The sequence below is a fragment of the Occultella kanbiaonis genome (assembly GCF_009708215.1).
Lineage (GTDB): Bacteria > Actinomycetota > Actinomycetes > Actinomycetales > Beutenbergiaceae > Occultella > Occultella kanbiaonis.
The window spans coordinates 5,363,723-5,382,624 of sequence record NZ_CP046175.1; the positions used below are offsets into that span (position 1 = coordinate 5,363,723).

General features: G+C 71.3%; 13 protein-coding genes. 4 read left to right on the forward strand and 9 right to left on the reverse strand.

Going from position 1 to position 18,902, the window contains the following annotated elements; all coding sequences use genetic code 11:
• Positions 1-122 precede the first annotated feature (122 nt).
• A complete protein-coding gene (locus GKS42_RS24605; RefSeq protein ID WP_154796226.1) occupies positions 123-1,421 on the forward strand; it encodes a DegT/DnrJ/EryC1/StrS family aminotransferase in 1,299 nt (432 codons plus the stop codon).
• Here GKS42_RS24605 and GKS42_RS24610 read toward each other — a convergent pair.
• The 8 genes from GKS42_RS24610 to GKS42_RS24645 all read right to left on the reverse strand — a co-directional run bounded on the left by GKS42_RS24610 (position 1,355) and on the right by GKS42_RS24645 (position 13,576).
• A complete protein-coding gene (locus GKS42_RS24610) occupies positions 1,355-3,007 on the reverse strand; it encodes a dipeptide ABC transporter ATP-binding protein (RefSeq protein WP_154796227.1) in 1,653 nt (550 codons plus the stop codon). The two genes, GKS42_RS24605 and GKS42_RS24610, sit on opposite strands and share 67 nt — an antisense overlap.
• Positions 3,004-3,804 carry an ABC transporter permease gene (locus tag GKS42_RS24615; protein ID WP_156739027.1) on the reverse strand — a complete coding sequence of 267 codons (801 nt, stop codon included), beginning with the start codon at positions 3,802-3,804 and terminating at the stop codon, positions 3,004-3,006. The genes GKS42_RS24610 and GKS42_RS24615 overlap by 4 nt, the downstream gene beginning before the upstream one ends.
• Before the next feature lie 16 nt (positions 3,805-3,820).
• A complete protein-coding gene (locus tag GKS42_RS24620) occupies positions 3,821-4,831 on the reverse strand; it encodes an ABC transporter permease (RefSeq protein ID WP_232847834.1) in 1,011 nt (336 codons plus the stop codon).
• A gap of 41 nt (positions 4,832-4,872) precedes the next feature.
• A complete protein-coding gene (locus GKS42_RS24625) occupies positions 4,873-6,666 on the reverse strand; it encodes a peptide ABC transporter substrate-binding protein (protein ID WP_154796229.1) in 1,794 nt (597 codons plus the stop codon).
• Positions 6,667-6,802: 136 nt separating this feature from the next.
• A complete protein-coding gene (locus GKS42_RS24630; protein ID WP_154796230.1) occupies positions 6,803-8,134 on the reverse strand; it encodes a hypothetical protein in 1,332 nt (443 codons plus the stop codon).
• Positions 8,131-9,915 (reverse strand): polysaccharide deacetylase family protein, encoded by a 1,785-nt coding sequence (locus GKS42_RS24635; protein WP_232847835.1) that lies wholly within the window; start codon positions 9,913-9,915, stop codon positions 8,131-8,133. Before GKS42_RS24635 ends, GKS42_RS24630 begins: the two co-directional genes overlap by 4 nt.
• Before the next feature lie 81 nt (positions 9,916-9,996).
• Positions 9,997-11,325: a hypothetical protein gene (locus GKS42_RS24640; protein ID WP_154796231.1), complete on the reverse strand. Its 1,329-nt coding sequence runs from the start codon at positions 11,323-11,325 to the stop codon at positions 9,997-9,999.
• Between the two features lie 73 nt (positions 11,326-11,398).
• The gene (locus GKS42_RS24645; protein WP_154796232.1) at positions 11,399-13,576 is read right to left on the reverse strand and encodes a S9 family peptidase; all 2,178 of its coding nucleotides are present in this window, start codon (positions 13,574-13,576) and stop codon (positions 11,399-11,401) included.
• A 62-nt stretch (positions 13,577-13,638) separates the two neighbouring features.
• Between GKS42_RS24645 and GKS42_RS24650 the strand changes: the two genes are divergently transcribed.
• Both GKS42_RS24650 and GKS42_RS24655 read left to right on the forward strand, forming a co-directional pair.
• Positions 13,639-14,622, forward strand: coding sequence for an acetylxylan esterase (locus tag GKS42_RS24650; RefSeq protein ID WP_154796233.1), 984 nt, complete (start codon positions 13,639-13,641; stop codon positions 14,620-14,622).
• A gap of 26 nt (positions 14,623-14,648) precedes the next feature.
• Complete coding sequence (locus tag GKS42_RS24655) at positions 14,649-15,572, forward strand: hypothetical protein (protein ID WP_154796234.1); 924 nt, start codon at positions 14,649-14,651, stop codon at positions 15,570-15,572.
• Between the two features lie 42 nt (positions 15,573-15,614).
• Here GKS42_RS24655 and GKS42_RS24660 read toward each other — a convergent pair whose 3' ends face one another.
• Positions 15,615-17,657 carry a bifunctional copper resistance protein CopD/cytochrome c oxidase assembly protein gene (locus tag GKS42_RS24660; RefSeq protein WP_154796235.1) on the reverse strand — a complete coding sequence of 681 codons (2,043 nt, stop codon included), beginning with the start codon at positions 17,655-17,657 and terminating at the stop codon, positions 15,615-15,617.
• A gap of 211 nt (positions 17,658-17,868) precedes the next feature.
• Between GKS42_RS24660 and GKS42_RS24665 the strand changes: the two genes are divergently transcribed.
• On the forward strand, positions 17,869-18,891 hold the full coding sequence (locus tag GKS42_RS24665) for an AAA family ATPase (protein WP_154796236.1): 1,023 nt from the start codon (positions 17,869-17,871) through the stop codon (positions 18,889-18,891).
• The last annotated feature ends 11 nt before the right edge of the window (positions 18,892-18,902 follow it).

Genomic DNA, 18,902 nt, shown 5'->3' on the forward strand with positions numbered 1-18,902 from the left:
CGCATGCTCCAATTTAGGCCTGCCGGATTTGGGATTAGGTTAGCGACAAAAATAGTGCGAGTCGATAGTGTGAAGGCGCTGCGTCATCCACGGTCCACCACGATCCACCAGGAGAGCACCCCATGTCTGACGTCCTTGCGCTCGACGGCGGCGCCCCCGTGCGCACCGCACCCTTCCCGTCCGTGCAGTCCGCCGAGGGCCGCACCCTCGGCGCCGCGGAGGAGGACGCGGTCCTCGCGGTGCTTCGCAGCGGCCGGCTGAACTCGACGGTCGGCGAGGTGACCAGGGGGCTGGAGACCGACTTCGCGGCCTATTACGGCGTGCCGCACGCGATCGCCTCCTCCTCCGGAACCGCGGCGATCCACCTCGCCGTGGCGGCCGTGGACCCCGAGCCGGGCGACGAGATCATCACCACCGGACTCAGCGACGCCGGCACCGTACTGCCGATCCTTGCCCAGAACGCGGTCCCCGTGTTCGCCGACGTCGACCCTGCCACCGGCAATCTCGACGTGGCCTCGGTGGCCGCCAGGATCACACCCCGAACCCGCGCGATCATCGCCGTGCACCTGTTCGGCCAACCCGCTCCCGTGGTCGAGCTGCGCGCGCTGGCCGATGCACACGGCATCGTGCTGATCGAGGACTGCGCACAGGCGTACCTCACCCGGACCGGCACCGGCGGCGCACTCGCCGGCACCGTCGGCCACCTCGGCTGCTTCAGCCTGCAGCAGTCGAAACACATCACCGCCGGCGACGGTGGCCTGACCATCTCCTCCGACGCGGCGCTCGCCCGCCGGGCCAGGCTGTTCGCAGACAAGGCCTGGCCACGGGACACCGACGAGCGCACCCACCTGTTCCTCGGCCTGAACTACCGGATGACCGAGCTGCAGGCCGCCATCGCCAGGGTGCAGCTGACCCGGCTCGCCGGGGTCGTCGAGGCCCGCCGGAGCACCGCGGCGACGCTCACGGAGATCGTCGACGGGCTGGACGGCCTGAGCGCGGCACCGCCGGACGGGAACAGCTACTGGCAGTACCCGGTGTTCCTGGACACCGTCCGCGCCGGCGCCGATGCGCACTGGTACGCGCGCGCACTCCAGGCCGAGGGCATCCCCGCCTCCGGCGGGTACATCCAGCGCCCGCTCTACCGCACCCCGGTGCTGGCCGAGCGGCGCACCTACGGGACCTCGGGCTTTCCGCTCGCAGGCCCCCCGGCAGACGTGGCCCAGGAGTACCGCCCCGGCCTGTGCCCGGTGACCGAGGAGCTGATCGACGCCCGCCTGCTGGTGATCGCCTGGAACGAGCGGTACGGCCCCGGCGACGTCGCCGACATCGTGACCGCGCTGACCAAGGTCCACGCTCACGCGATCGCGGCCCCGGGCACCCTCGAGCCACGCACGGGAAGGATCGCGTCCAGTAGCCGATGAGTGTAGGGGTGCTGCGGGTCACCGAAGATGGCCCGCCGCTCCCCGCGCTCGACGATGGCACCGTCCTTCATCACCGCCACCTCGTCCGACATGCGCTCGACGACCGCGAGGTTGTGGGAGATCAGCAGATAGGCGACCCCGAGGCGCTCCTGGATCTCGGCCAGCAGGTCGAGGATCTGCGCCTGGATCGAGACGTCGAGCGCCGAGGTCGGCTCGTCACAGACGAGCACGTCGGGCTCCGGGGCGAGTGCCCGGGCGATGGCGATGCGCTGCTGCTGTCCGCCGCTGAACTGCTGCGGATAGCGGCGCGCGTCATCCGGGGAGAGGCCGACCAGGCGCAACAGCTCGGCGGCCCGCTCCGTTCGCTCGCCCGGGGTGCCGATCTCCTGCAGCCGAAGCGACTCGGTGACGTTCGCTCCCGCCGTGTAGTGCGGCAGCAACGACCCGTACGGGTTCTGGAACACCATCTGCATCCGTCGGCGCTGCAGCCGTGACTCCTCGCCGTGCACGTCCTGCCCGTCCAGCAGGACCCGGCCGGAGTCCGGTTCGTGCAGGCCCATCACGAGCCGGGCCACCGTCGACTTCCCGCTGCCGCTCTCGCCCACGAGACCGAGGGTCCGGCCCGGCCGGATGGCCAGGCTCACGTCCCGGACGGCGTGGGTCTGCCCGCCGCGCGAGCGGAACGTCTTGTCGAGGTGCTCCGCGACCAGGAGCGGCTCGCGCACCGTCGTGGGCGCCTCCTCCGGCGGTCCGGCCCGCACGTCGCCGACCTCGAGCGTGGCCTCGAGCAGCATCCGGGTGTAGGGCTCGCGCGGGGAGTCGAGCACCACCTCGATCGGACCCGACTCGACGACTGTGCCCTGGTTCATCACCAGGACTTCGTCGCAGAAGCGCCGGGCGACGCCCAGATCGTGGGTGACCATGATCAGCCCGGTACCCCGGTCCTTGATCTCGGCGAGCAGGTCCAGGACCTGCGCCTGCACCGTCACGTCGAGCGCCGTCGTCGGCTCGTCGGCAACCACGAGCCGGGGCTCGGCGATGATCGCCATGGCGATCATGGCGCGCTGGCGCATGCCGCCGGAGAGCTGGAACGGATACATCCGGGCGCGCCGCTCGGGCTCCGGGATGCCCACGTCACCGAGCGTGGTGATGGCTCGCGCGCGCGCCTCGCCGCGGGTGCACAGGCCGTGCCAGGTCAGCGCCTCGGCCAGCTGCCGGCCCACCGGGATGGTCGGGTTGAGCGCCTCCATCGCGTTCTGGAACACCATCCCGACCTCACGGCCACGCACTCTTCGCAGAGTCCGGTCCGAGGCGCCGATGAGGTCGATGCCGGCCAGCCTGGCCTCGCCGCCGAGGATACTGGCGGTGCGCGGCAGGAGCCGCAGCAGGGATCTGATGGTCACGCTCTTGCCGCTGCCGGACTCGCCGACGATGGCCAACGCCCGGCCCTGCTCGAGCCGGAAGGTGACGCCGTCGACGGCGACGAACTGGCCGCCGTCGGCGCGGCGGAAGCCGGTGCGCAGCCCGCTCACCTCGAGCAGGGGAGCCTGGGGGTCGATCGTGACGGGCGGGGTGGAGCGGTTCACCGGCGGGCCTCCGAAGTGATGTCGAACGCATCCCGGATGCCGTCGCCGATCCAGGTGAAGGCGAGCAGCGTCACCGCGAACGCGATGGCCGGCGAGATGATCATGTGCGGCGCGGAACTCGCGTACCTGACCCCTTCGTTGATCATGGCCCCCCATGACGGCATGTCCGAGATGCCGAGGCCGAGCAGGGACAGGCCGGCCTCCGTGGTGATGGCCGCCGGCACCGCGAAGCTCGTGGTCACCAGCAGCGGCCCGAGGGCGTTCGGAAGGATGTAGCGCAGCGCGATGGTAGGCCCCTGGGCATCCATGCTGCGGGCGGCCTCGACGTAGTCCCGTCGTTTGAGCGTCATCACCTGGGCCCGGATCAGCCTGGCCTGGGTGACCCAGCCGGCCACGGCGATCGCCGCCATCACCGACCAGAAGCTCCGGCCGAACACGGTGACCAACAGCACCGCGAAGAGATACGTGGGGAACGCGTACATGATGTCGGTGGCCGCCATCAGGATCCCGTCCGCCCGGCCACCCCGGTAGCCGGCGAGCAGACCCACCACGAGCGCGACCGCCACCGAGATCACCTCGGCCGCGAAGGCCACCAGCAACGCGGTTCGGAAGCCGAAGACCAGCCGCGACAGGATGTCCCGGCCGAGGGTGTCGGTGCCCAGCAGGTGACCGGGTGAACCGATCGGCGCGAGCTGGTGGCCGTAGTCCGTCTCCTGCGGGCCGTACGGCGCGATGAACGGCGCGAAGATGGCGACCAGGACCAGGACCGCCACGACCCAAAGGCTGATGAACGCCATCCGGTTCGCACGGAACCTAGCCCAGGCTCGGGACCCCGGACCTGCTGCCCTGATCCGGGTCTGCGCCGGGGATGTCTCTTCTGCTGATGCGAGGGCCACGTAGCTTTCGCCCACTTTCTGCGCGGACGCGCGGGTCGAGGAGGCCATAGAGGAGGTCGACGACCAGGTTCGTGGCCATGAGGATGATGGCGAAGAAGAGCGTGGTGCCCATCAGCAGCGGCATGTCCCGGCTCGATGCGGCCTGCGTGAAGGACAACCCGAGGCCGGGGATCCGGAACATCGTCTCGATGAACACGGTGCCGGTCATCAGCGCGGCCAGCATCGGGCCGGTCACCGTCACCAGCGGGATGAGCGAGTTGCGCAGCACGTGCTTGCGGATGACCACACCCGGCCGGCCGCCCTTCGCGATCGCGGCGGTCACATACTCCTCCCCCAACGTGTCGAGCATGGAGGAGCGCACGTAGCGGGCCAGGACCGCGAGCGGGCCGATGGCGAGTGCCACCACCGGCAGGACCAGGTTCTCCGGGCCGTTCCAGCCTGCCGCGGGCAGCACGTGCCACGCCCCGGCGAACACGAGCACCAGGAACACCGCGGTCAGGTAGTTCGGCAGTGCGTGCCCCAGGGTGAGTACGAACATGGAACCGGAGTCCCAGAGGGTGCGCTGCTTGAGGGCGGCGAACACACCGATCGGGATCGCGATCGCCAGGGCGAGCGTCGTCGCGAGTAGCGCGAGCGCCGCCGAGACCGGGAAGCCCTGCGCGATGATGCTCTCCACCGACTGCGCTGGGTACTTGTACGAGGGACCGAGATCCCAGGTCAGCGCACCCTTCATGAACACGAGGTACTGCTGCCACGCCGGGACCTCGGCCCCATAGCGGGTGGCGAACTCACCGGCGACCTCCTGGGCCCCGGCCCCCGCCATCCCGGTCGAGCCGGAGTTGGCGCGCTGGATGTCCGCGAAACTTCCCGGTGCCAGCTGCAGCAGTGTGAACGCGAGCGCGGAGACCACGACTAGGGACAGGACCATCCGAACCACGCGGCGGGCGACAAACTCCAGGTAGCCCACGGTCACTGCGCCGAGTCGTCGACCCAGAGGTCCTTGAAGTAGTAGCGATCGGCCTGGGCGCGGATCTCCAGACCCTGCACCCGGGGCTGCGCCACGTACACCACGTGGCTCCAGGTCACCGGGATGATGAGCTCGGCATCCTCGCGGACGGTGGCCGCCTCGGCGAAGATCTCCTGCTGCTCCGCCTCGTCGACCGTCTCACGGGTGGCCGCGACCAGTTCGGCGAACTCCTGCGCCTCGTCGGTGGTGCTGGTGGCGAGGATCTCCTCCAGTGCGGCCGTGCGGTCGCCCGGGGTCAGGGTCTCGTCTGCCTGGACATCCACGAACTGCTGGTACCCGGCCGCATCGAGCCCCGCCTGGCGGAGCATGTCCGGTGACCACAGCTGTTCCACCTGGTAGGGCCACGTACTGATCCCGGAGAAGGAGCCGTACCAGAGGCCCACGTAGTTCTCGTCATGCATTGCGTACCGGCGGTCCACGTAGACGCCCACCTCGACCACGTCCTTCGTGACCTCGATCCCGAGGTTCGTGCCCCAGGTGTCGATGATCGCGTCCAGCTGCGGGAAGTCCGAACCGGCGAGCAGGGTCAGCGGCGGGAAGCCCTCACCACCCGGATACCCGGCATCCGCGAGGAGCTCCTGCGCCTCGGCGACGGCGTCCTCGCCCCACATCTGCTCGTGGGCGGCGATGTCCTCGCTCCAGCCGGGCACGATCGGCGAGAGCAGGGTGGAGGCCGGTTCGGTCATCTCGCTGATGCCGGCGATCTCCTGACGTCCCAGGCCGAGGCTCAGCGCCGTACGCACCCTCGGGTCCTCCATCACGGGGTTCGTGCTGTGCAGCGGGATCATGTAGGCGGTGCCGGCGTTCTCCAGCACGTGCATCTGCTCGCTCAGCACCGGGTCGGCGAGGAAGCGCGAGATCTCGGCCGGCTCGCCGATCGCCTGGATGTCGACCTCGCCGTTCTCGTACGGCACGGTGGTGGTAATCGCACCCTGCTCCACGAGCTGCACGTTGATCTCGTCGAGTGCGACGTTCTCCGCGTCCCAGTACTCCGGGTTGCGTTCGAAGCGCATGCTGGAGTTCGCCGTCCAGGCCGCCAGGTTGTAGGGCCCGTTGCCGACCCAGTTCTCCGGCTGCTGCCAGTCGGCCTCACCCTCGACGGCCTCCGGGTTCAGCGGGAGCATCGAGGGATAGGTCAGGCCCATCAGGAAGCCGGGGTTGGGTGCGTCGAGGGTGAACTCGAGCGTCTGCTCGTCCACCGCCTCGACGCCCACCTGATCGAAGTCCGTGATGACGCCGGTGTTGTAGTCCTCGGCGTTCAGGATGCCGAGGGGAACCTGGTAGGAGGACGCCCCGGTGGTCACGCCGCTCGCGCCGCGCTCCGGGTCCAGCAGCCGCTCGTAGGTCCACTCGAAGTCGTCGGCGGTGAGGGGTTCGCCGTTGGACCAGACGATGCCATCCCGCAGGTGGAAGGTGTAGGTGGTTCCGTCCTCGCTCACGTCCCACTCGTCCGCGACCCCGGGCCGGACGTCGGTGCCGTCCGGGGTCTGCAGCACGAGGCCCTCGAGCAGGCCCATCTGCACGAGCCACATGCCGAACGTGATGCTCTGCGGGTCGATGTGGGCGAAGTTCGTGGCCGCGACGGTGATGCTGCCTCCGGTGGCCGCGTCGCCGTCCGCACCGCCGGTATCGTCTCCGGAGTCGCCGAAGAGCGAGCATCCCGCGAGGGACAGCGCGACTACGGCAGCCGCGGCCACCGTACCGATCGGGCGGCTGGTCAGGGGTCTGGCGCGCATCGTGTGCTCACTCTCGGTCGACGGTCATCGGCTCTGATCGTGGTCTGACGAGATTTAGGCTGTCCGTAAATCTCGAACTGCCCTGACGTTATGGGTTAGCCCCCCGGTGAGTCAACGGTTGTTCGTCGACTTCTCGTTACCGTCTTGTAACTTGTTCGCGCCTGGAGGCGGGCAGCGAGCCGGGTGGCGTCGACGCCGCCGGTGCCACCAGGGCGGCGATCTCGTCGAGGATCAGCTGTTCGGCAGCGGGCGACAATGGTGCCGGCAGGCCGAAGTAGAGGGGGGCCTCGTAGGGTTCATACCCGCCCTCCTGGAGGTGACGGCGGGTGACCAGGTACGTCGTCATGCCGTCGGTGTAGCCCATCGGCAGGCAGCGCCCCCCGCTGAGCTCGCGGGTGAACAGTCCGTAGTGGCTCACCGGCTCACCCGAGAGCCCGAGCAGGGCAAGGTCGGGCGTGAGGTCGATCCTGACGAGCTGCAGGAGCGGGTCGCGGGCGAACCGCGCCGGATCGGCCACCATGATCCTGGCCCACTCCGCCCGGACGCCCTCGCCGGTGGCGGCCCACGCCGTGATCAGCTGCCAGGGTGCGCGCTCCTGCAACGGCAGCACCACGGAGCGACGGCTGATCGACACGGCCCCCGGACCGGTCGGGGCCGCGTCCGCCACGGCGCGGCGGGCCAGGTCGGCCAGGCGCCGGGCGAAGTCCTCCACGTCGGCCTGACCACCGTTGGCGAACTCGCCCTCGGCGTCGTAGCGGTCCGGGTTCACGTCGCCGCAGCAGCCCTGCAGGTACATCACGAACGGTGCGGTGTCCCGCTCGAGCACATCGGCCAGGGTTCCGGCCAGGTCCGGGGTGACGGCGTTGCCGTGGTGCAGGACCGGGTGGCACGCGAAGTGCACCAGCAGCGCGACGGTCGCATCGTCGTCGCCCACCAGGCGTACGACCGTCAGGTCGCTGTCGATCCGCGAGACGGCGACCTCCCCGGCCGTCCGGGCCCACCGGCGGTCCACGGTCATGCCGGTGTCGACCCGGGCCGACTCCACCCGGACCGGGGTGCTCGTGGCGAACGCACGCTCGATGCAGGCGAGGGTCTGCTGCTCGAGCCACGCGAGGTAGGCGTCGTCCGGGATACCGAGCGAGGGGGTCATCCCGCGCGAGACCTGCGGCCCGGAATGGGTGTGCGTGGCATGCAGCACCAGGGATTGCGGGGAGAGTCCGAATCGCGCACTGAAGGCCGACCGCAGCGAGGCCACGATGTCGTCACCCCACCAGAGCAGGTCAGCGGTGACCAGGACCACGGCGGGCTCGCCCTCGCTTCGGAGCACGAGGGTACGCACATGCAGGGGCGCAAGGACGTCCCCGGCTGGCCCGAGCCCCTCCCGAGCGGCGAACCCGGCCAGGGCCACGGCGCCGAGCGGGGTGATGTCCGTGCGGTCGAAGCCGACCTCCAGGCCGGACACCCTCACCGGGTGAGCGTCCATGTGCTGGTGCCGGCCGGGAGGTCGACGGCGAGCTCGGCGAAGGCACGGCCGTGCCGGATGACCTCGGCGACCGAGTGCGCCGGCCCGGACCCCCGCACGCCCGTCGGCAGCAGGATCGCCGCGCCCTCGACGGGGACGTCCGTACTGACGCTCAGCAGCCAGTCGTCACCGCCGCGCGAGATCTCGATCCGGACGCCGCGCCGGGTCCGCTCCCAGGTGTTGATCCGCTCGGACGTCCACCATGGCATGCCTCGTCGGCGCGCCTCGGCGGCCACCTCGATGCAGGCCGCGCGAGTGAGTGGCTTGCCGTTCAGATGGGGGCCGTGGAACAGGAAGTGGGCGACGCCGTGCTGCGCCTGGACGGCATCGAGGATCACGTCCCGGGTGGCCACATGGCCGGCCCAGGCCAGGTCCTGGGTGTGCAGCGGCAGGTTGAGCACGTCCCGGAAGCCGGTCTCGGCGCCGGGCGCAGCGAGCGGGAACGAGACATGGGCGGTGCCGAACGGGAATCCGACGTTGCCCTGCTTGCTGGGGCCGCGGGACTGGTCGATCTCGATCCCGAGTCGCTCGCACCAGGTGTAGAACTCGTCCCAGCCCTCCCAGCGGGTGTAGTGGTTCTTGTTCGAGACGATGTTCTCCCGACCGGTGACGGCCTGCGCCCAGGCGTACTGGGCCCGCAGCTGCGGCCAGCCCCAGGTCGCCAGGTCGGCGTCGTCCATGGCGTTGTAGTGCAGGGCATGCTCATGCCCCGCAGCCGTGATCTGCTCGTAGATCTCGCGTCCGTATCCACCCGGGTACACCTGGCACCAGGTGACGGCCACCTCGGCCTCGGCGAACGCGGCCAGTGCGGCCAGGCCGTCCTCCGGCTTGTTGCCGTCGGAGTCGTGGGACATGTGCGCGATCGCGGCAACACCGGCCGGCCAGTAGCCGAGCCACGGGACCACGGAGCCGCCCTCCTGCGCGGCCCACCACAGTGCCTGCAGCAGCAGGGACCGCCACCAGTCGGCATGCGGCTGGTCGAACATCGGCACGGCCGAGGGCGGCGGGTAGGCATGCCGGAAGTCCGCGGCCAGGGCCGGCTGCCCGGTCGGCATCTGCCGGTCGGCGTCCAGGTCGAGGGCCGCACCGTCCTCGGCCTTCAGGACCCCGTCGTCGATCGGCGCGGTGCCGTCGGCTGCCGGTGTGCCGTCGGTATGGACCGGGTAGCCCTGCTGGATGCGCACCACCGACTGGAGCACGTCCACTCCGAACGTCACGACGGCGCCGGCCCCGTGGTGGCGCACGGTGATGGCTGCCGATCCGTCGGCCCAGGTCGCCAGGGCCTCTGCACCGTCCACCGGCGCGAGAGCACGGCCGCCGATGGCGCGGAGCGCCCTGCCTGGCACCTGGGACCAGAACGCGCAGTCACGCACGGTCACCTGCGCGGTCGACACCGCCTCGCCCGTGACCACCCCGGCCAGTCGACCAAGCTGCCCGAGGTCTCCGGTGACGAGCAGGCACCCGCCGCCCGCGACCCAGGCGGACAGGACGCCCGCCTCGTCGGCCGTGACCGACGTGGTGAGCAGCGTGATGCCACCCGGTGTCAGCTCGGCCCGGCCGGCGGTGGTGCGAAAGGCGATCCCCGCGTGCGCGAGCAGCTCCCTCGCGTAGGCGGGGAAGTTCGGCCGGTCGGTGTCCGGAGCCGCGCCCTCCCAGAGGGTCACGGCCGGTGCGGGAGCCGTCCGCGAGTCGGCGGAGGTCGGCGAGAGTCGTGTCGATACGGTCACGGGTCCAGCCTGCCGGAACCCGAGTCATAAGTACAGTGCCGAATCTATATTTTGGCACGCCTAAATGCTGGGCAATCTGGCTCAGGTGATGAGGCGCTCGTCCAGCAGCTGGTAACGCACCGCCGGCCGGCCGGCCTTCTGCACCCGCGCCGGTGGCATCGGCCAGGCGAGGCCGGCGTCCACGAGCCCGCGCAGCGTGCGTCTGGCGGTGCGCAGGGTGACCCCTTGCAGCCTCGAGACGCGGTCGGCGTCCACCACACGACTGTCGTCGCCGGAGGCGTCGAGCAGCCCGATGATCTCCTGGAGCACCTCGGCCTGACGGTCGGCGACCGGCTCCGGCTCCGGGGCCGGGTTCTCCTGCGACTCCGGCAGCGGCACCGGGTTGCCGTGCGGACCCACCAGATAGGCCAGCTCGCCGCTGCTGGCCTCCGCGAGGTTCACCGCGGCCTGCGCGTTCTCCTCCGCCTCCAGGGTGGTCATGCCGAGACCGATACCGACCCCCGCGTCCAGGCTCAGCGCCGAGCGGATGGAAGCCAGGAACGGGGCGCGAGCCAGATCGTCGGTCCCCGATCGCAGCGAGCCCATCGTGGTGATGACGAAGTAGCTGTTCTCGTCACGCTGCAGCACCGCTGCGTCCATCCTGCGGGCGTCGTGCAGCAGCGCGCGGTGCAGGGAGAGCATCAGCTCCTGGTACCAGTAGTTGCTGGAGCTGGTGCGGTTGGGCAGTGCGGAGTCAGGCAGGCGCACGATGACGATCGCGATCCGGGAGTCCTCGAGCCGGGCTCCGCTACCGAGGAGGCGGGCGGTGCGCAGCGTGGCCCGCAGGGTCATCACGGCCGGAGCCATCGTGATGTTGGGGACGCCCGCCTCGGAGAGCTGCTCAGCCAGCCAGGGCACGGTGGTGATCGCGCCACTGGTGCGGCCGGCGTCGTAGTGCTCACGGTGGAAGGCGAGGAACTGCTCGGCCGTCACCGACTCGCGATACTCGAGCACGTGCACGTCGTCCATGGACACGCCGAGCTCGGCGTACGTCTCGCGGACGTCACGCTCGGGTGCGGAGTCGATGCTGACCCGGGCCGGGTCCACGGCCCCGGTCAGTGCCCCGCGCAGCAGCGCCGTCGGGAGCGCGACGCCCCCGGTGGGTACGAACGTGGCCGGCACCGGCAGCGGGCCGTCCTGGATCGCCTCGTCGTAGGAGAGCGGCCCGGAGAACAACAGCACGTCCACGTCTCCGACGAGCCGCATGGCTCGCTCGCGCGAGTCGACCTCCCGGTCGGCCGCGCCGGTGACCAGGCGATACGGCGTGCGGGTCTCCTCCCGGGCGACGGCTGCGATGCGGTGGATGAACCGTTCCGCCCCGATCACACCGATCGTCACCGCCTCGGGCAAGGGGCCCCGAACTGCGTCCATGAATCATCCTCGCTTGGGTCCCGGCGCTGCGGGTGAGTCTAGCGGCGGCACGCGGGCGGCCGGGCGCGCTCAGTCACCCGAGCGTCTCCGGCAGTGCCGGCGCCTCCTGACCGAGCACGTGCTCGGCGAGGAACGCACCGACCACCTGGTACCAGACCTTCGCGTGCTGCGGGGTGAGCACCCAGTGGTTCTCGTCCGGGAAGTACAGGAACCGGTGCGGGCTGCGCCCGTCCTCGTCGGCAGGGAGGGCGGACTTCGAGAGCAGCTCGTACCAGAGCCGCAGCCCTTCACCGATCGGCACCCGGTAGTCCTTGTCCCCGTGGACGACGAGCATCGGCGTCGCGATCCGTTCCACGGACAGGTGCGGTGAGTTCGCGAGTGCCATCTGCGGGGTCATCTCGCGGCCCCAGAAGTAGCCGGCATCGGTGGTGGTGCCGAACCCGTCGAGCGCCCACAGGCTCGCGTGGGTGACGATCCCCTTGAACCGGTCCGTGTGGCCGGCCACCCAGTTCGCCATGTATCCGCCGAACGAGCCGCCCATGGCCCCGGTCCGGGTCGCGTCGATCTCGGGCAGCGCCTCGGCGGCGTCCGTCACGGCCATCAGGTCCGTGAACGGCGCCTCGCCCCAGGCTCCCCAGCCGCGCTGGATGAAGTCCTGGCCGTAGCCGGTGCTCAGCGCCGGGTCCGGCAGCAGCACCGCGTAGCCCTCGGCGACCAGCAGCCACGGGCACCAGCGCCAGCTCCACGCGTTCCAGGACCCGAGCGGGCCGCCGTGGATCCACAGCACCAGCGGGGCCGGGTCCGCCTCGGAGGCACCCTCGGGCACGGCCAGCCAGGCGCGGACCCGGGAGCCGTCCGCGGCGGTGGTCTCGACCTCCCGCAGGGTGCCGGGCAGGCTCGGTCGCGGGGACGGGGACCGCAGCGCCGTGACCGGCTCCGCTGCGGCGGCGGCGAGGTCGATCCGGACCACCTCGGCGGGGTGGGCGTAGGAGCTCCGGAGGGCGTAGGCGGCCGAACCGTCCGGCGCGACGACGACGTCGGAGTACGCGCCGCCGTCGGGCGTGAGCCGGCTCAGCGTGCCGTCCAGGGCGACCTTGAAGACCGGCGAGCGGCCGTCGTCGTCCGCGGTGACGAGCAGCCCGGAGGAGTCCGGCAGCCACGCGAGCGAGGCGGGCCAGCGGTCCCAGTCGGCCGCGATCTGGCGTGGTTCGGAGCCGTCGATGCCGGCGATCCAGAGGGTCACCTCCGGGGCGCTCTCCGGGGTCGACAGGGTCTCGCGGAGGTAGGCGACGCGGGTCCCGTCCGGGCTGATCCTGGCGGCGCCGAACTCCGCCTCGGCCTCGTCCGCGATGGTGGTGCGCTCGCCGGAGGCCACGTCGATGCGAACCAGGATCGAGCGCACCGCGCCCTTGGCCATCGGCCGGTTCCAGGAGGTGACGACGGTGGCACCATCGGCGCTGAGGTCGAGGCCGGTGTTGGTCAGGTGGGCACCGGCGTCCGGGGTGAGGTCGCGTAGTTCGAGCGGTGCGTCCGGGTCCGCCCGGTCCTCGGGTGCCTGGTCCGGCGCCTGCGCGACGACGGCGGAGCTCGCCTTCCCGACGAAGAGGCGGGGTCGGTCCGGGCCGAGGTCGGAGTCCCAGTACCGGACCGGGTAGCCGGTGTGCAGGATGGCGTTGACCTTGTTGTCGGAGCGCAGGTCCCGCAGCTTCTGCTCGGACTCGGTGTCCGTGGCCGAGGGCAGCGTGTCCGCGGTGACGATGACCGTGTCCGCAGCGCGGGCGGCGGTGATGCCGCCGACGCCGCCGGGACGGGTGGCCAGCACGCGGGCCTCACCGCCGGCGGCCGGCAGGACCCAGAGCGCGGGCTTGGCCTTGTCCTCGGCGGTCTCGGCGGTGGCCCGCTTGGCGACGAACAGCAGGTCGCCGGCCGCCGTGAACGTGGCCTGGCTCTCGCCCTTGGTGCCGCGCGTGAGCCGGCGCGCGGGCCGCTGCCCCACGGGGTCGACGTCCCACTGGGACGTGACGTACGCCGTCGAGTCGTGGTTCAGGGCGGCGACGCCGACCACCAGGCGGGTGCCGTCCGGGGACAGCGCCAGGCCGCTCGCTCGGGGCAGCGCGAGGTACGCGTCGAGGTCGTGGAACGGGGTGGGCGGCGCGGCTGCCTCGGTGGGGGCGGCGGATCCATCCGCGGTCGCCTCGGAGCTGGTCGCGGTCGGGGTGGTCGCGTCGTTGCGTGAGGTGTCTGTGGTCACCGCACGGTCCTATCACGAGAACAGGCATCCCGTCCTCCCCGGGCATCAGTAGGGTTGGCGTCATGACTGGGCTCCGGGTGCGACCCCCGTTCGAGGACTGGTTCGGCCCGGATGCCGACGACGCCACGTTCGGCTACGACCTGGATGCGCTGCTGGCCGTCGAGCCGGTGCCGGAGCCGCCCGGCTTCGCCGAGTTCTGGCGCGACCTCGCGGCCCTCGCGCGGGCGGTGGACCCGGATCCGGTGCTCGTGCCGATCGGCCGCAGCGGTGACCACGAGGTGCACACCGTCCGCTTCCGCACCACGGACGGGCTGACGCTCGGCGGCTGGGTCGCGCTGCCGGTGGCGGGGCCGCCGGCGATCGGGGTGGTGCACAGCCACGGGTACGGCGGGCGCGAGGCCCCGGATCTGGCCCGGGTCCCGGCGGACGCCGCGGTGATCTTCCCGGTCGCCCGCGGGCTGCCGAGCGCGAGCCTGGTCGACGGCATCCCCCCGGAGGGCGCCCGGCACGTGCTGGTGGGCATCGAGTCGGCGCAGAGCTACATCCTCGGCGGCTGCGCCGCGGACATCTGGTGCGCCGCCTCCGCGCTGACCCGGCTCGTCGGCGACCTGCCGCTCTACTTCCACGGCGGCAGCTTCGGTGGCGGGCAGGGCGCGCTGGCGCTGCCGTGGGACGACCGGTTCTTCGCAGCCACGCTGGTGGTGCCGAGCTTCGGTCAGCACGACCTGCGGCTACGGATGCCGTGCACCGGCAGCGGGGAGTCGGTGCGCCATCACGTCGCCGCGCACCCCGAGGCCCGGGAGGTGCTGCGGTACTTCGACGCGTCGACGTCGGCCACCCGGATCACCGTCCCGACCCGGGTGGAGGCGGCGCTCTGGGACCCGTCCGTTCCGCCGCCGGGCCAGTTCGCCGTCCACAACGGGCTCGCCGGGCCGAGGGAGCTGATCGTCGTCAGCGCCGGCCACACCGAGTACCCGGGGCAGGAGCTGGAGGCTGCCGAGTCCGTCGCCGGGACCCTCGCCCACATCGCCGCGCACCGCCCCTGAGGCGGTCAGAACCAGGAGGTCGCTTCGTGCAACGCAGTCGGATCATCATCGGAACGAGCGCGCTCATCCTGGCCCTGTCCGCGTGTACCACGGCAGCCGCGAACGACCCGGTGGGGACCACACCGCCGGCGGCCACCGGTGCGAGCGTCACGCCGGAGCCGCCGGAGTGCGCCGAAGCCGGAGCGGATCTGGTGGCCTATGAGCCCGGCTCGAGCTACGAGACGGTCTGGAGCTCCACCACGGAGGACCCCGCCGATCTGGAGCCCGAGGTCCTGGCGCACGCTGCGACGATCATCGTCGACACGTACACGATGACGATCGTCGACAGCATCGACCGGGACGAGGACGGCGTCGCGTATGCGACCGGGCCACCGCCGTGCCCCGTCCTGGTGGATCCGTCCTGGCCCGTGGAGTCCGCGCTGGTCCTGGATGCCTACACCTTCGAGATCCTCGAGACGTTCCCGTCCCTGAACACCCCGGAGGACGAGCAGGTCGACACCACCACGTCGTTGACGAGTGACGCGCTGACCACCGGAACGTTGCTCGACGGTGCGGCCGCCGCGCCGTACGCGAGCCTCGTGGCCGACGATCTCGGAGCCGACCTCGGGCTCGAGTTCGCGGCGGCGGTCCGCGTCACGGACACCGTGGTCGGCGGCGCCTACGAGTCCCCCGGTGGCGTCGGGTTCACATTCCGCACGAACCACGGCACCGACATCACGCTGGGCCAGCCGGTGGGCAGCCCGACGACACCGCTCGCGGTCCCGGGCGCCGAGGGCCGTACGTACTCCGGCCCCGAGTGGGGTCTCACCGCCGAGGCGTGGACCGCCGACCGTAGTTGCGTGGTGGCTGTGCTCGCCTACCCGGTCACCACGGAGGTCCCGGCCTGGCCGGCGGGCTACGGCGAGTACCTCTCCACCACGGTGCTGCCTCGTCTGCTCGCCACCTGCTGACCCCTGGGAAGGGCCCGACCCGTCTGGGTCGCGGGGTGGCTGTCAGCCGTCCTTGGACATCCGCTCGAGCATCGCGTTGTAGGCCTTGAGGTCGGCATCGTCGTCCCGGTCGGCGGCGCGGTCGAGGCGCTTGGCCGTGCGAGCGTCGTCCTTGGCCCAGGCGACGGCGAGGCTCACCGCCAGGATCAGGCTCGGTACCTCGCCGATGCCCCAGGTGATCTCGCCGCCGGTCTCCTGGTCCGCGAGCGCGTCCACACCCCAGGGCAGGCCGAGGGCACCGAAATAGTCCGCCGCGAGCAGGCTGGTCATCGAGATCAGCGCGACCCCGAAGAACGCGTGGAACGCCATCGTCGCGAACAGCAGGACCAGGCGCAGTGGGTAGCTGGGCCGTGCCGGGCCGGGGTCGATGCCGATCAGGACGTTCACGAACATGTACCCGGCGAGGCTGAAGTGCACCACCATGCCGATGTGACCGAGGTGGGTGGTCAGTGCGAGCTCGAACAGCGGCGTGAAGTAGAAGAGGATCAGCGAGCCGACGAAGTTCACGGCCGCGACCACCGGGTTCCCGAAGATCCGGGCCGCACGTGAGTGCACCAGCGCGAGCAGCCACTCGCGGGGGCCACGGGAGCCGTCGGTGCGACCCGGCAGCGCCCGCAGCGCGAGCGTCACCGGTGCGGCCAGCACGAACAGGATGGGGATGACCATCACCAGGCTCATGTGCTCGAGCATGTGCGCGCTGAACATGATCCGGCCGTAGACGGTGGGGCCGCCGCAGGTCACCCACGCGAAGACGGCGACGGCGACGACCCAGACCACCGTGCGGTGCACCGGCCAGGAGTCGCCGCGGCGGCGCAACCGCCACACCCAGCGCAGATACTGCACCGCCAGGACCACGCTCAAGGTGCCGAACAACAGGTCCGGGGTCCACTCGGTGAACCACCGGGCGAACGTCGGTGCCGGCGGCACCGGGTACTGGGAGAGCACCTCGGCGGGGCTCTGCCCCTCCACCGGCACCTGCGCCACCGGAGGGCCGGTGGAGGCCAGCGCCACCGCCAGCCCGGTGGCCGCGGCCATCACGAGCACCTCGACCCCGGCGAGCCGCCAGAACACGGCGCGAGAGCCGCCGTCGGCCGGCAGTTTCGGGATCGTGCGCTGCCGGTGCAGATACCCGAACACGCCGAGCACCACGAACGCGGCGATCTTGGCGAGCAGGATCAGGCCGTAGTCGGTGAGGAAGCCGTACGGGGAGCCGAGCCGGATCCAGGCGTTCGCCGCTCCGGACAGGCCCACGCCGAGGAACGCCCAGATCGCGATCGTCGAGTAGCGCCCGACGACGGCACGCAGGTCCCGGCCAAGCCGTGGCGCGCAGATGCACAGGACGACGAGGCCGCCCATCCAGATGCAGACCGCGGCGAGGTGCGCGAACAGGCCGGTCATGCCGAGGTCATGGTTCGCGGAGCCGGCGGCGTGCCCGGTGGTCGCGACCGGGATCAGCACGGCGAAGCTCACGACGGCGGCGAGCATGGCGGTGCCGTACCCGGCGACGGCGACGCACGCCACCGAGGCCAGGGCGGCGATGATCGCGGTCACCAGGGCGGCGCGGCCTGTGGAGATCTCGGTGAGATAGAACGCGAGCTCGTCGCCGAAGCCGGCGCCGCCGAGCGGCCGGCCCGCGACGGAGGCGTACCCGAGCACCATGTCCGCGACGAGCAGCAGCGCCCAGGCGGGACCCGACCAGGCCACCACCCGGGCCGCGAGCGACCACGCGGCGCCGTCGGACCGGGCGGCCCTGGACCGGCCGCCGGCGCGCTCGGTCGCGCGTGCCGAGGTGGGCCGGCCGGCCGGCTCCGGCTCCGGCGGTCGCGGCAGCGCGAACAGCATCAGCACCAGCCCGCCGAGGGTCACCGCCGCGGCCGCCTCGCTGAGCACCGTGACGACCGGCAAACCCCACCGGACCAGCGCACCGGAGTCCGCGACCAGCGTCGGCGCGGCCGCACCGGAGAAGGCGAGGCCGAGGACGCAGGCGAGCACCGCCGTCGGCAGTGCGGCGAGCACCCAGCGCAACGGGGCAGGGATCACGGACACCCAACGAGCCTAATCCGCGCCGGGGTGCCCGCCGCCCGCCTGTCGACCGAGCGGGGCCCGGCCCAACGAGCCGGGTAGGGAGATCTCGGTCACCCGGGAGGTCCTCGTTCGGCGCACGGATGGGCAGGGCTGCCCGTCAGCGCCCAGGGAACTCCAAGGAAGCACTGGCATAATCGCGGGTGCATCCGCCGTCGTCACCAAGTGGGAGACCATGTCCAACCCAGCCCCGTCACACCTGGCGCCATCGACATCACCCATCTCCTATGACGACTCCCGCCGCGCCACCGCGCTGCTCGGGCAGATCTCGCGGGTGTTCGATCAGCGCATCGTCGGGCAGGCCCCGTTGCGCACCGCGCTCGTCTCCTCACTGCTCGCCGGCGGGCACGTCCTGCTCGAGTCGGTGCCCGGACTTGCCAAGACGACGGCCGCGCAGACGCTCGCCTCCGCCGTCGGGGGCTCGTTCCACCGGATCCAGTGCACGCCGGACCTGATGCCGAACGACATCATCGGTACCCAGATCTACAACTACGCCACCGGTGAGTTCGCCACCCAGCTCGGGCCGGTGCACGCGAACCTGGTGCTGCTCGACGAGATCAACCGGTCCTCGGCGAAGACGCAGTCGGCGATGCTCGAGGCGATGCAGGAGAAGCAGACCTCCATCGGTGGCGAGGTCTTCAAGCTGCCGAGGCCGTTCATGGTGCTGGCCACCCAGAACCCCATCGAGGAGGAGGGCACCTACGTGCTGCCCGAGGCCCAGATGGACCGGTTCCTCATGAAGGAGGTGCTCACCTACCCGGCGCCGGACGAGGAGGTGGACATCCTCGAGCGGATCAACTCCGGGTCGATGACGGCCCCGCTGTCCGCGCAGCCGATCTCGCTGCCGGACCTCGAGTTCCTGCAGTCGCTGGTCGAGAAGGTGTACGTGGACACCGCGATCAAGCAGTACATCGTGGCGATCATCAACACCACCCGTGGCGGCGGGCCGCGCCCGCTGCCGAACCTGAGCCAGCACGTGCGGGTCGGCGCGAGCCCCCGTGGTGGCATCGCCCTGATGCGGATCGCCCAGGCGCTGGCCGTGCAGGCCGGCCGCTCGTACGTGGTCCCGGACGACGTCAAGGCGCTGCGCCACTCGATCCTGCGCCACCGCATCGTACGCACCTACGACGCGCTCGCCAACAACGTGGCGCCCGAGTCGCTCATCGACGCGGTCTACGCGGCGGTGCCGAGCCCCTGACCGGGCCGCGG

Bases quoted from the DNA above. Each gene is read 5' to 3' on its own strand.
- GKS42_RS24605 (WP_154796226.1), top strand. From the start codon at position 123: ATGTCTGACGTCCTTGCGCTCGACGGCGGCGCCCCCGTGCGCACCGCA.
- GKS42_RS24615 (WP_156739027.1), bottom strand. From the start codon at position 3,804: ATGGCGTTCATCAGCCTTTGGGTCGTGGCGGTCCTGGTCCTGGTCGCC.
- GKS42_RS24620 (WP_232847834.1), bottom strand. From the start codon at position 4,831: ATGGTCCTGTCCCTAGTCGTGGTCTCCGCGCTCGCGTTCACACTGCTG.
- GKS42_RS24625 (WP_154796229.1), bottom strand. From the start codon at position 6,666: ATGCGCGCCAGACCCCTGACCAGCCGCCCGATCGGTACGGTGGCCGCG.
- GKS42_RS24640 (WP_154796231.1), bottom strand. From the start codon at position 11,325: ATGGACGCAGTTCGGGGCCCCTTGCCCGAGGCGGTGACGATCGGTGTG.
- GKS42_RS24650 (WP_154796233.1), top strand. From the start codon at position 13,639: ATGACTGGGCTCCGGGTGCGACCCCCGTTCGAGGACTGGTTCGGCCCG.
- GKS42_RS24665 (WP_154796236.1), top strand. From the start codon at position 17,869: ATGTCCAACCCAGCCCCGTCACACCTGGCGCCATCGACATCACCCATC.